The organism is Flavobacterium chryseum (genome assembly GCF_004362015.1).
Lineage (GTDB): Bacteria > Bacteroidota > Bacteroidia > Flavobacteriales > Flavobacteriaceae > Flavobacterium.
The window spans coordinates 690990-704292 of record NZ_SNWW01000001.1; the positions used below are offsets into that span (position 1 = coordinate 690990).

The 13303-nt window shown below is 33.1% G+C and carries 12 protein-coding genes; 4 read left to right on the plus strand and 8 right to left on the minus strand.

All coding sequences use genetic code 11. The features are described from left to right. Window positions 1-61: 61 nt before the first annotated feature. From EV143_RS02835 to EV143_RS02860, 6 genes are all read right to left on the minus strand, one after another. Window positions 62-826 carry a tetratricopeptide repeat protein gene (locus EV143_RS02835; protein ID WP_133506472.1) on the minus strand — a complete coding sequence of 255 codons (765 nt, stop codon included), beginning with the start codon at window positions 824-826 and terminating at the stop codon, window positions 62-64. Window positions 827-893: 67 nt separating this feature from the next. Continuing rightward, window positions 894-1928: a vWA domain-containing protein gene (locus EV143_RS02840; RefSeq protein WP_133506473.1), complete on the minus strand. Its 1035-nt coding sequence runs from the start codon at window positions 1926-1928 to the stop codon at window positions 894-896. 146 nt (window positions 1929-2074) lie between these two features. Then, a complete protein-coding gene (locus EV143_RS02845) occupies window positions 2075-3076 on the minus strand; it encodes a vWA domain-containing protein (protein WP_133506474.1) in 1002 nt (333 codons plus the stop codon). Further along, window positions 3076-4710, minus strand: coding sequence for a hypothetical protein (locus EV143_RS02850; protein ID WP_133506475.1), 1635 nt, complete (start codon window positions 4708-4710; stop codon window positions 3076-3078). The genes EV143_RS02845 and EV143_RS02850 overlap by 1 nt, the downstream gene beginning before the upstream one ends. Window positions 4711-4859: 149 nt before the next feature. Beyond that, window positions 4860-5723 (minus strand): DUF58 domain-containing protein, encoded by an 864-nt coding sequence (locus EV143_RS02855; protein ID WP_133506476.1) that lies wholly within the window; start codon window positions 5721-5723, stop codon window positions 4860-4862. Window positions 5724-5828: 105 nt separating this feature from the next. After that, window positions 5829-6833, minus strand: a complete 1005-nt coding sequence (locus tag EV143_RS02860) for an AAA family ATPase (protein ID WP_056248441.1) — start codon at window positions 6831-6833, stop codon at window positions 5829-5831. A 223-nt stretch (window positions 6834-7056) separates the two neighbouring features. Between EV143_RS02860 and EV143_RS02865 the strand changes: the two genes are divergently transcribed. The 3 genes from EV143_RS02865 (at window position 7057) to EV143_RS02875 (ending at window position 10049) form a co-directional block, all read left to right on the plus strand. Further along, the gene (locus tag EV143_RS02865) at window positions 7057-7929 is read left to right on the plus strand and encodes an aldo/keto reductase (protein ID WP_133506477.1); all 873 of its coding nucleotides are present in this window, start codon (window positions 7057-7059) and stop codon (window positions 7927-7929) included. Between the two features lie 106 nt (window positions 7930-8035). Beyond that, window positions 8036-8788 (plus strand): SDR family NAD(P)-dependent oxidoreductase, encoded by a 753-nt coding sequence (locus EV143_RS02870; RefSeq protein WP_133506478.1) that lies wholly within the window; start codon window positions 8036-8038, stop codon window positions 8786-8788. A gap of 124 nt (window positions 8789-8912) precedes the next feature. Beyond that, complete coding sequence (locus EV143_RS02875) at window positions 8913-10049, plus strand: ATP-binding protein (protein WP_133506479.1); 1137 nt, start codon at window positions 8913-8915, stop codon at window positions 10047-10049. Between the two features lie 109 nt (window positions 10050-10158). Here the strand turns inward: EV143_RS02875 and EV143_RS02880 are convergent, their stop codons facing one another. Beyond that, window positions 10159-10902 carry a DUF3298 and DUF4163 domain-containing protein gene (locus tag EV143_RS02880; RefSeq protein WP_133506480.1) on the minus strand — a complete coding sequence of 248 codons (744 nt, stop codon included), beginning with the start codon at window positions 10900-10902 and terminating at the stop codon, window positions 10159-10161. A gap of 104 nt (window positions 10903-11006) precedes the next feature. Here EV143_RS02880 and EV143_RS02885 point away from each other — a divergent pair, with 104 nt between their 5' ends. Next, complete coding sequence (locus tag EV143_RS02885; RefSeq protein WP_133506481.1) at window positions 11007-12149, plus strand: cystathionine gamma-synthase; 1143 nt, start codon at window positions 11007-11009, stop codon at window positions 12147-12149. Window positions 12150-12226: 77 nt separating this feature from the next. Here EV143_RS02885 and EV143_RS02890 read toward each other — a convergent pair whose 3' ends face one another. After that, window positions 12227-13018, minus strand: a complete 792-nt coding sequence (locus EV143_RS02890) for a THC0290_0291 family protein (RefSeq protein ID WP_133506482.1) — start codon at window positions 13016-13018, stop codon at window positions 12227-12229. Between the last annotated feature and the right edge of the window lie 285 nt (window positions 13019-13303).

Here is a 13303-nt window from a genome sequence, read left to right on the forward strand (position 1 = left end):
GTTTATCGTTACAGTTTGGTCGAATAAACAAATTAAAAAATAAACGATTAACCCAAAAATCCTACCAGTCTTTTTCTGTTTTTCTAGGATTTCCTTTTACTTTTTGAGCGTTAACTTTATCTTGAATTTTCTTTTCTTCGTTGTTTACGGCGTCTAATAAATTCTGAACCCGATCTTTTGAAATTCCGCCAGGCTGAGGTTTTGGTTCTCCTTTATTATCTGATTTATCATCTTTTTTACCGTCTTTTTTGTCCTTGTCTTTATCGCCTTTGTCGTCTTTTTTATCTTTGTCCTTATCCTTGTCTTTATTTTTATCCTTGTCCTTGTCTTTATCTTTGTTTTTATCCTTGTCTTTGTCTTTATCTTTATTCTTGTCTTTGTTTTTATCGTTTTTCGGCGGATTTTCTTTTAGTTTCTGTTTCGCGTAGGCATAATTATAACGCGTTTCGTCATCTGTAGGATCATTACGCAAAGCTTGTTTGTAAGCTTCAACAGCCTGCGTATAATCTTTCTCTTTCATAAAAACATTTCCTAAATTGTGATATGCCTTATGTTTGTCCGGTTTCGATTTTGCGTTTTTTATTGCTTTTGCATAAGCAAGCTTGGCTTCTGAAACTTGATTTTGTCTGTAAATCGTATTTCCTAAATTATAAGAAGCAACACCACGTTTAGCAAATTTTGATTCCGAAATTCTATAATTAGCCTCAGCATCAACAAATTTATTCTGCTTATATTCTTCATTACCTTCAGGCAATGTTTTGTCTTTCTCCTGAGCCGAAACCGCAAGAGAAACCGTTAGTAAAATATAAAGAAGTAAATTTTTCATTCTAATTTTTATGTTTTTAGTTTGCCACGAATTGCAATAATTAATTGTTTATCTGAGGCTAACTTTATTATTTCTTTTCGTTAAATAAATTCAACTCTTTAATCCAGTTTGTTTTTCTTTCCAACAAGAAAATATCAATAAACAATAATAAGAAAGCAAAGCCAATGAACCATTGAAACTGCGATTGAAAATCGGCCATTTGTGTAGCTTCAAATTCTGTTTTCTGAATGTTGTTTAAAGCGTTTTTTACGTATTCTAAGACTTCCTTGGTATTTCCGCCATAAACATAACCGCCTTTTGTTGCTTTCGCAATACTTTTTAAGCCGTCCTGATTTAGTTTTGTAATAACAGTTTGTCCGTTTTGATCTTTCTGATAATTTTTTACAACACCATTTTCTTTTAATGGAATAGTACCGCCCTTTTCGGTTCCGATACCAATTGTGATAATTTTCATTCCGAGTTTATTGGCTTCTTCAGCCGCAACCGAAGCTCCTTCAGAATGATCTTCTCCATCAGAAATTAAAATCAATAATTTACTGGTTTTGCTTTTTTCATCGAAATAAGTTGATGACAATCGTATTGCTTCATCAAGTGAAGTTCCTTGAGATGAAACCATATCCGGAGTCATGCTTTGCAGGAACATTTTGGCAACGCTGTAATCTGTTGTAATTGGCAAAACCGGGAATGCACTTCCGGCATAAGCTACAATTCCTATTCTGTCACTTCCTAAATTATTGATGATTTGCGAAACCAATTGTTTACTTTTTTCTAAACGGCTTGGTGCGACATCTTCGGCAAGCATACTTTTAGAAACGTCGACTGCAAAAACAATATCAATACCTTCGCGTTTTACAGTTTCCATTTTAGTCCCAATCTTCGGATTCACTAATCCAATAATCAGAAAAGTAAGCGCTAAAAGCATGATGATTAATTTTAATACAGGTTTGAAAACAGAACGTTCCGGGCTCAGTTTTTTCACCATTTCTAAATCACCAAATTCACGCTGCTTTTTTCTTTTCCAATACATATTGAAAAGAAAAATACACACCACAATTGGCAGTAAGAATAAAAGGTATAAATATTTTTTTTCGTCTAATTCCATATAATTTTTAAAATTCCAATCCCAATTGTTGTGGGGATAAATTCCAAATTCCAATTTATGTTTTTTGTCTAAAAGCTAATTTTAAATTCCAAATTCCAATTTGTTATTTGGAATTTCAATATTGAAATTTTTTAATTTTGCAAAAATTAAATAAAGCTTCTGTAAACGGTGTTTCTTAAACCAAATTCTAACAATAATAAAAAGGCTGCCAATAAAACAAATCCTCTGTATTTTTCATCGTAATCATAGAACTTTAATTCTTGAATTTCAGTGGTTTCTAATTTATTAATCGATTTATAAATTTCGGCTAACCTGTCATTGCTTGTGGCTCTAAAATAAGTTCCATCGGTTTTACGCGCAATGCTTTTCATTAATTTCTCATCGATTTCAACTTTTTGCATTTTAAATAAAAATCCACCGTTTGGTGCGTAAGCATATGGCGATTCTGCCATTCCGTTGCTTCCAAGTCCAATAGTATATACTTTTATTCCGTATTGTTTTGCGATATCGGCAGCTGTTTCAGGTTCAATAAAACCGGCATTGTTTACACCATCTGTTAATAAAATAATAACCCTGCTTTTTGCTTTACTGTCTTTAAGCCTATTAACGGCAGTTGCCAATCCCATTCCAATTCCGGTTCCGTCTTGCAAAGCCGTATCGTATTTGATCTCTTTAATAGCTTCAAGAATAATAGCTTTATCACTTGTAACCGGAGTTTTTGTATACGCTTCTGATGCATAAAGAACCAATCCAATTCTGTCATTTGGTCTTTCTTCAACGAAATCTCCTGCTACTCTTTTTAAAGCTTCCATACGGTTTGGCTTTAAATCTTTGGCAAGCATACTTCCTGAAACGTCAATTGCCATTACAATATCAATTCCTTTTGTCGTTTTAGTCTGATTGCTAATATCAACTGTTCTTGGTCTTGCCAAAGCAATAATCAATGAACTTAAAGCAATAATCCTGAAAACATATAAACAAGGTTTTAGTCTTGTTAACAACGATTCGCTATTTTTAAAACCCTGAGTTGAACTCATTTTCAAAGTAGCCGATTGTTGGTTACGTTTCCAGAAAAACCATGCAATTGCAATGGGAATTAATAGAAACAGCCAAAAGAATTCCGGATTTAAAAAAGTTATCTTTCCCATTAGTTAGCTCCTTTTCTAAGTTCAACAGAATTTAAAATTCGTTCCGAAATATCATTTGCGTAAGTATCTCCTTCTTGGTGTAAAATCATAATTTGTTGTAATCCCTGATCTTGTTTAAAAAGCAAAATTTCATAATACGCTTTTGCACTTGTTTTAGTTTCAGGATTAATAATGGTCATTGTTCCGTACCCTTTTAATCCCTGAACACCTTCATTTGTTTGAAAATCTTCCTGCTTTACAATAATGTTTTGCCCACCCTGAGCTTCAATTATTTTCAAACTTCCTTCTAGAGTTTTTGCCAAATCAAGATCAACAGGATTTTTAAATTTACTGGTTGCAACCGTAATATAAAAATTGTCAATCATGCTTCCGTATGCGAAAAGCTGCATTTCTTTAATCAAAGCCATTGCCTCTTTTGGTAATACTTTTTGGGTATCCATACGTTTTAAAACCTTTGGAGTTTCAATAAGAACGCCCGGATTTCCGTATTCACTTTTTACCCATTCTCCTTCTAATAATTCTTTAGTAGGGTGACCGATAAGATTATCTTTTACATAAGTAAAACCTTTGGTTGCAATGAAAAAAGCAGTAGTTGCTGACAGTAAAAAAACAACGGTTCCAACTGCAATTGCAATACGTTTGTTGCGTTTTTTCTGTAATTGAATTTTGATTTGCTTTTGTCTTTGCGCTTCGTTCAATAACTGATCTTCGATTTCCTCCGGAACTTCTGTTGGAATGGCGTTATCAAGCGTTAAAATTACTTTCTGAATTTTATTTCTGTCTTCTGTAATTTCAAAGTCAAGCGGTTTCGATTTTGCAAATTTCACTAAATCCGCCTGACGTAAAACGCGTTCTAAGTTCTCAACGGTTTCCGGCGTTAACGTCATTTTCTTTTTAGTAGAAGCTGTTCTGATTGCCTGAATCAATTCAGAAGTTGTACTTTCCATTGCAGGAATATGAATGGCTTCTTCAATATAATTACGTGCAATATCAGTCAGTTCACTATAGTATTCTTTAATTTCACCTTTTTGAACAAGTTCTTTTTGTTCTAAGTTGTTCAATAAACTTGTAGCTTTCTCGATAGGCGTTTTATAAACTTCTTCTTCAATTTTTTTATGTTGACGTTTTTTTACGTACCAATATACAAAAGCGCCAATTCCAAGAATAATAACTACAATTAAAACATAAATCCACCAATCGCCAATTCCGTTATCTACAGCGGTAATGTCTTTGATGTCATACATTTTTTGCTGTAAAGTATCGACTTTTACATTGGCAACTTCTACACGAATAGAATCGCTTAAAAAAGGCTGTTTATCAATTAAAATCTTAATACTTGGAATTGTGAATTTTCCGGTATCAAATTGAGTCAAACCATATTTTTTGATCAGTTCGTAAGTGTCATTTTTCTTAACCGTGTCAATTGGATAAGACTGAATTACTTCTAAAGGTCCAATGTTTTTTAGTTTAGGAAAAACAACTTTCGATTTTGAACTCACAACCGTTTTAAGCGTTAACTTAAACTCAGCTCCAATTTTATTTTTTGTTGTATCAATGCTTGTCTCAACTTGTTTTTGCTGAGCAAAAATAGCCGAGGAAAGTAAAAATAAAAAGATGTAAAACTTTAATTTCATTTGATTTTTGATTTCAGATTTTAGTCTAAAACGAATGCTTAAAGTGGCACGCGGATGACACGGATTTAAGCGGATTTTTTATTTGATGTTTTTATTCTTCAATCTTGTTTAAAATCTAATATTCTAACAATCTAAGAAGTCTAAAATTCTTAGCGGGATTTAAAATAGCCTAACAACTTGGTGACGTAATTTTCATCAACTCTTGTATTGACAACGCCGGCGCCAGATTTACTAAAAATATCTTTGAAATAATTGACTCTTTCGTGATAATGTTTTTCGTAATTCATTCTCACCGTTTTTGAACCTGTATCTACCAATTGCGTTTTTCCGGTTTCAGCGTCAAGCATGCTTACCATTCCTAAATTTGGAATTTTTTCTTCGCGTATGTCATACACACGAACACCTGTAATATCATGTTTTTTAGAAGCAATTTTCAATGTTTGCTCATAATCTTCAGACATGAAATCAGAAATAACAAAAACAATAGCTTTCTTTTTCTGCGTTCCGGATAAAAACTTTAAGGCTTGCGCAATGTCGGTTTTATGACTTTTTGGTTCGAATTCAATTAATTCACGAATGATTCTTAAAACGTGTGAACGACCTTTTTTTGGTGGAATATACAATTCGACATTATCAGAAAATAATATTAAACCAATCTTGTCATTGTTTTGTGTAGCCGAAAAAGCCATCGTTGCCGCAATTTCGGTTACGATGTCTTTTTTGAATTGACTTTTTGAACCAAAACCTTCCGATCCCGAAATATCAACCATTAACATCATGGTTAATTCGCGCTCTTCTTCAAAAACTTTTACGTGGGCTTCATTGTAGCGTGCGGTTACATTCCAGTCAATGTTACGAATATCATCGCCATATTGGTATTGGCGAACCTCGCTAAAAGTCATCCCGCGTCCTTTAAATGAAGAGTGGTATTCTCCCGAAAAGATATGATTACTCAGTCTTTTGGTTTTGATTTCTATTTTCCGTACTTTTTTTAAAAGCTCTTTTGTATCCATTTTTTCGGATTGTAGATTTTAGATTTTAAATTTTAGATTCCGAGTTAACAAACACTTTTAGGTTGCAGTTTTTAATCTAAAATCTGCAATCTGCAATCTAAAATTTTAAGGTACTTCAATCTCGTTTACGATTTTGTTGATAATGTCTACAGAAGTAATGTTTTCAGCTTCAGCCTCGTATGTTATCCCAACTCTGTGACGTAAAACATCATGTACAACGGCACGAACATCTTCTGGAATTACATAACCACGACGTTTGATGAAAGCGTAACATTTCGCCGCATTGGCTAAATTGATACTTCCACGTGGAGATGCTCCAAAACTAATAAGAGGTTTTAGGTCGGCTAATTTGTACTTTTCAGGGTAACGAGTAGCAAAGATGATATCTAAGATATATTTTTCAATTTTTTCATCCATATAAACTTCACGAACCGCTTCTTGCGCACGTAAAATTTGCTCAACAGAAACTACCGCATTTACTTTTTCGTAAGTTCCTTTTAAGTTTTGACGAATTACAAAACGCTCTTCATCAATTTTTGGATAATCAATTACGGTTTTCAACATAAAACGATCGACTTGCGCTTCAGGAAGTTGGTACGTTCCTTCTTGCTCAACAGGGTTTTGAGTGGCAAGTACTAAAAACGGGCGATCTAGTTTGAAAGTCGTATCGCCAATAGTAACTTGTTTTTCCTGCATAGCTTCCAGCAAAGCTGACTGAACCTTTGCCGGAGCACGGTTAATCTCATCTGCAAGTACGAAGTTGGCAAAAATTGGTCCTTTTTTAATCGAAAATTCGTTTGCTTTAATGTTGTAAATCATTGTTCCAACAACATCGGCAGGTAATAAATCAGGAGTAAACTGAATACGGCTGAAAGAACCTTGCACAGCTTGTGAAAGTGTGTTTATCGCTAAAGTCTTAGCTAATCCGGGAACACCTTCAAGTAAAATATGCCCCTGTCCTAAAAGCCCGATTAATAAACGCTCGACCATGTGTTTCTGGCCAACAATAACTTTGTTCATTTCCATTGTAAGAAGGTCTATAAAAGCACTTTCTCTTTCAATTTTTTCATTTATCGCTCTAATGTCTAAAGTCGTTGTATTTTCTTCCATATAAATATTTTTAAAACCTTTTTGAACCGTTGATTTCTATGCCTAACTTTTGAGAGTGCAAATTGAATATTTTTTGAGAAGTAAGATGTTAAAGAATGGTTAAAACTTCGACCAATGACCTAATTTTAAGGACGAATTGTGAATCTATTTTTATATTTTTAAGAACTTTGGTAAATATGTTTTATAAAAGCATATTTATTACTAGAAATAAAGCATTAAAACTATGAGCAAAACAACATTATCGCCCATAATTTCGGGCACTATGAATTGGGGAGTTTGGGATAAAAACCTTACAACTAAGGAAATGGAAAACATGATACAACTCTGTATCGAAAACAAAATTACCACTTTTGATCACGCTGATATTTACGGAGATTATACTACCGAAGCAGATTTTGGAAAAGCATTTCACAACAGTAAAATTTCACGCGAAAAAATACAATTAATTACCAAATGCGGAATTCAGCTGGTTACTGAAAACCGTAATAACAAAATTAAACATTACGAATATTCTAAAGATTATATTATTTGGTCTGCTGAAGAATCGCTAAAGAAATTAAAAACAGATTATGTTGATGTTTTTTTGTTACACAGACCAAGTCCGTTAATGCAGGCTGATGAAATTGCTGAAGCTGTTGAGAAATTAAAATCAGAAGGAAAAATTATAGATTTTGGACTTTCAAATTTTACCAATTCACAAACAGAATTAATTCGTCAGAAAACAGAAGTAAGTTTTAATCAGGTACAATTTTCGGCAACACATTATGAACCAATGATTGACGGAAGTCTTGATTATATGCAAACGCACGGAATTCGACCATTGTCATGGAATCCGCTTGGAACTGTTTTTAGAGAAGATACCAAGAAAACACGCCGTTTGAAAAAATTGCTTGCAGATCTAGTTCAAAAATACAGTTTTGGTTCTGATACACTTTTACTTGCCTGGATTTTAAAACATCCAGCCGGAATTATTCCAATTGCGGGAACAGTAAATATTGCCAGAATTCAATCGTTGATAAAAGCAGTTGAACTAAAATTGGATAAAGAAGACTGGTTTGCAATCTGGACAGAAAGTATGGGCGACGATGTTGCTTAAAAATGGTAGTCAGGATTTTTAAAATTAAAAATATTTGCCACAGATTAAAATGATTTTCACAGATAAGAAAAATCATTTCAATCTGTGTTAAAAAAACAAAAAAAGAATGAAAAAAACAGTATTAATAACTGGAGCCACAAGCGGAATAGGAAAAGCAACCGCACAAATATTGGCCAAAAATAACTTTAAAATTATCCTTTGCGGAAGACGCAAAGACCGTTTAGCCGAACTTGAAAAAGAACTTTCGATTTTTACAGAAGTACATTCATTGTCTTTTGACGTTCGCGATAAAAATGCTGTTTTACAAAACATTAATGCATTACCAGCAGAATTTTCAGAAATCGACGTTTTAATTAATAACGCTGGAAATGCGCATGGTTTAGATCCGATTCAAACAGGAGATTTAGACGATTGGGACGCTATGATTGACATAAACGTAAAAGGACTTTTATATGTTTCTAAAGCTGTAATTCCGAAAATGACCGAAAGAAAATCGGGTCATATTATTAATATTGGATCAACGGCTGCCAAAGAAGTTTATCCAAACGGGAATGTATATTGTGGTTCAAAACATGCAGTTGATGCAATTACAGCAGGAATGCGAATTGACCTAAATCCATTCGGAATTAGAGTTGCAGGAATTCATCCCGGAATGGTTGCAACAGAATTTAGTGAAGTACGTTTTAAAGGAGATGTTGACAGAGCGTCAAATGTATATAAAGGATTCGATCCGCTCCAGGCAGAAGATATTGCAGATATTATTCATTTTGTGGTTTCAAGACCGTATCATGTAAATATTGCTGATTTGGTTGTAATGAGTACGGCACAAGCCTCATCGACAATAGTTAAAAGAGACTAGCGTAGATTTTTAGACTAACTTAGACTTCTTAGATTAAAGTTTATATATTCTAAACAATCTAAGAAGTCTAAAATCTAAAATCCAACAGTCTAAGAAGTCTAATAATCTAAGAAGTCTAAAATAAATGATCAACAAACGTCTTTTAATAAAAAATCTTCTTGCTCATAATGACGAGAGCAGTTTTTATGATAAAAAAAGACAGTTGAATTTGCATACGCGCGAAGGAAAAGGAAAGTTTTTGAAACATATTTGTGCGTTATCGAATTCAAATCCAACCAATAATTCTTATATCGTTGTTGGGGTAGAAGATCAGGATAATGAAATAGTGGGAGATGATTTTTTTGATGATAGCAGAATTCAGAATCTCGTTAATGCTTTTTTAGAAAATCCGCCTAAAATTCAATACGAAAATGTGCCGTTTCCTAATCTTCCAAAAGATAAAGTAATTGGATTAGTTACGATTAAACCCAAAAATAAAACCTCTTATTTTAAAAAAGGCATTCACACCATTCTTGCTAATAGCGTTTTTATAAGGCGTGGCAGTAATTCTGTTCCCGTTGAAGGTGAAATCGAGAAAAATTATCAAAATATTGAAACTGTTATTGGAATCGAAAATAGTTCCAGAAACAGTATTCAGTATACGCTTGACGGCGTGATCGATTTTATGAATTTCAGGCACAAAGACATGTCGCCTAAATATTATGTTTTTAAAGAATTATTCGTGATTTGCTGGGCAGGAGTTCCTAAAAAATCCCGGGAAACTACTTTTTTATCTCGTGTTGATATTGAGTTAATCAACGAACAAATTAAACTTTTTTATTCTGCTCAGGATGTTGTAACTATTGTTTTTGATGAAGATAGTTTTACGATTACAGAATATGTTCCGCTTGGGTTAAATGACAAAACAAGTTATTATCCTCTCGAAGAGCAAAAAATTCACTTTTTTGATAATGGTTATTACAAAATTGATCGTAAAATGCTTTTTCAGCCGCCAGAATTCAATAAGCGAATGCTGTATCATATTTACAATTCGAATATTGCATTGCTTCAAAAACTGCAAAAAGGATTGGCCTTATCTGATCGGGAAGCAATTGATTTAGAAAATCTTCCTTCGACTTTTATGATTTGTCACCTCAATGGTTTTGATGAAGCCAAACAAAAACTTATTGACTCAAAAGCACTTTTAAAACCTTTTCCGCAAGTGTATATGTCTTTTAAGGAAGCTTTACGAATTTTGCGAAAAATGAAATACGATTTTTGAGGAAGGTACTAAGGTGCTAAGGTTCAAAGGTACAAAGGTTTTTTGTAGAGGCGCACAGCAGTGCGTCTAACTTAAAGGAACAAAGGCTTTTATCTAAATTCAAATAAAATCATTTATACAATAAATACTTACTGACTTTGGCATACGGAAAAAGTAATTCTTTTGGACCATCGGCATACGACGCTGCTTCATATGAGTTGTAATATAAAAGCAAGCCGTCTTTGGTAAAAAAGATGTTTTGTGGCAATTGGAATTTATCATTTTCGAACATTAATCCAGTTGCGTTAATATTTGATTTTTGTGGAATTTTATATTTTGAACGAAATTCTTTTTCGGCGAAAGCCTTAAATTCTTTTTCGCTTTTAAATAATTGATCATTAAAAATAGTTTTTCCGGTTTTTGGATTGAATAATAAAGAGCGGAAACCCTGATAACCGTGAGCTCCGCCGGTAAAAGTGTAATGATCGATTTTTATATTGATGATTTGGTCAGATTCAAATTCCAGATTCCCTTTAATTTTGCCTTCCCAACCATAGGTTTCAGTTGGAAATTTTTTATGCATTTCTTCATAAGAGGCAATAAAAGAAGTTGTTAACGCATCGTAATCTTTTACTTTTAATGGATTTTCTCCAAAATAAACAATTTCTTCTATGACAGAAAATATTTTTTTGTTGATACTATCTGAAACAACAGGAATATTTTTTGCAACAGGAATTTCGATCGTAATTTGCGGGCACTCTTTTTTGCAGGGAATGCTTGATTTTTTGTTAAACGTTTCATTTTCAAATGAAAGCTCTTTGCTACAACTTGTAAATATTACAAACAAAAGGACTAAAAAACGATAATGTTTCATATCTAAAGTGTTAATTATATACAAAGGTAAGAAGTTGTTTCAGGATTAAAATAAATTAAACGGTAAATTTGTACTCTAAATAAGAGTTTTAAAAACGTAACTATATGAAATTCAATACTAAAGTGATACACGGTGGTCAGCATCATGATCCAAGTACGGGAGCAGTAATGCCTCCGGTTTATCAAACTTCAACTTATATTCAAACAAGTCCGGGACAACCTTTGGGAGATTATGAATACAGCAGAGCTTCAAACCCAACACGTACAGCATTAGAAAATGCTTTGGCCAGTATCGAAAATGGTACTCGCGGATTGGCTTTTTCATCTGGATTGGCAGCAACAGATTGCATTTTAAGATCGTTTAAAGCTGGAGACGAAGTTATTGCCATGGATGATTTATATGGTGGAACTTATAGAATGTTTTCCAGAGTTTATAAAGATTCAGGAATTAAATTTCATTTTGTTGATATGACTGATATTGCAAAATTGAAAGCATTAATCAACGAAAACACAAAACTGATTTGGGTTGAAACACCAACCAATCCTTTAATGAAATTGGCTGATATTGAGGAAATTTCAAAAATAACGAAAGAGAAGAAAATCTGGCTTGCTGTAGATAATACTTTTGCAACACCTTATTTGCAAAAACCTCTGGATTTAGGAGCTGATATTGTGATGCACTCGGCTACAAAATATTTAGGAGGACATTCTGATGTTATTGCAGGAGCTTTAATTGTAAAAGACGAAGCTTTAGGAGAACAATTGCACTTTCAACAATTTGCAACTGGAGCAACACTTGGACCAATGGATAGCTTTTTGGTTTTAAGAGGAATCAAAACGCTTTCGTTAAGAGTGCAGAGACATTGTGAAAACGGAGAAAAAGTGGTAGAGTATTTAACAAAACATCCAAAAATAAAAACAGTTTATTATCCTGGATTACCAAGTCATCCGTTTCATGAAATTGCTAAAAAGCAAATGAAGGCTTTTGGAGGAATGGTTTCTTTTACTTTTGCTTCGGGCAAAAAAGAAGATTCGATTGCGTTTTTAGAAAAATTGAAAGTTTTTACTTTGGCAGAATCATTAGGAGGTGTTGAATCACTGGCAAATCATCCGGCTTTAATGACGCACGCTTCTATTCCTGCAGACAAAAGAGCAGAAGTTGGTATTACCGATGATCTTGTTCGATTAAGCGTTGGTATCGAAGATGCCGAAGATTTAATAGCCGATATAGAACAGGCTTTGGCATAAAAATAATTCCAAATAAAAAATCCCAAACTCCAAAATGATAAAATTGGAATTTGGGATTTTTTTTATTTTAGATCTATTTAAAATTCTAAATAATAAACATATCCAACGTTGAACCAGAATTGCCAATCGTTTGATTTGTTTTCTGTGTAAATATCTTTATTTGCATTTATACCATCAATCCAATCAGAAGTAAAGGCCTGAAAACGTCCTTCGACCATCAAATCGCTCATCTCAGATAATTTGTAATGTATTCCTAATCCTGTAAGAATAGATAAAGCAACTCCATTTTCATTAGAAAACCCAAACTGACGTCCGTCAGAAGGAGTTAAATATTTTGGATAAGTTACAGCAGGATCTCCTAATTGTCCTAGTGATGAACTAACCTTTGTAGAATAAAAACTTCCTGCAAGTCCTAAACTTACATAAGGGCTGAATGCGCCAGTAGTATTTTCGAAATCATGTATTTTCATGAAAGAAAACTCTAATTGAGATCCAATATTTATTACAGTAGAACTTCCTTTCATTGCTCTAAGTTGCAAAACAGCCAATGTAGGCGGTGTTTTTTCAACCCATTCTCCAAAATTTTGAAGATTGACTTTACTAAATGATAATTCTGTTCTAACTTTAAAGTGCTCTGTAAAGAAACTTTCTCTATTGTTATTTGCAGAAAAATTTAAAAAGTGAACAATTCCTACACCAAAACCTGTGTTTCCAAGATTGGTGTCCAAATTATGTCTTTCGCCATAATCTGATTGAAGTGCAACAGGACCGAAAATTATTCCTACTTCGTGTGCCAAATCGCCTTGAGCCAGTGACATTGTAGAAATACCAAAAGTGGCGAATAATGTGAGTATTATAGGTTTAAGCATAGTTTGGGGCTTAGAAAATCATGGCAAATATATAAAAAACATGTACGATTCAAAATATAATATTAACGTATTAGAAAATAACTAGCAAAATACTTAATTTGTTAACTTTAATTATGATGTTTTGATGTAAAGTAGAACGTGTAAAATGGTATATTTAGTATTGTTTGAAAAAAATATAATTCATCATTCAGATTGTAAAAAAAATAACATTCGATTAGCATTTTGTTATATCTTTGTGTGTTAAAATATATGAATATATTTCAAAGCGAAAACGTTTTCTTAAAC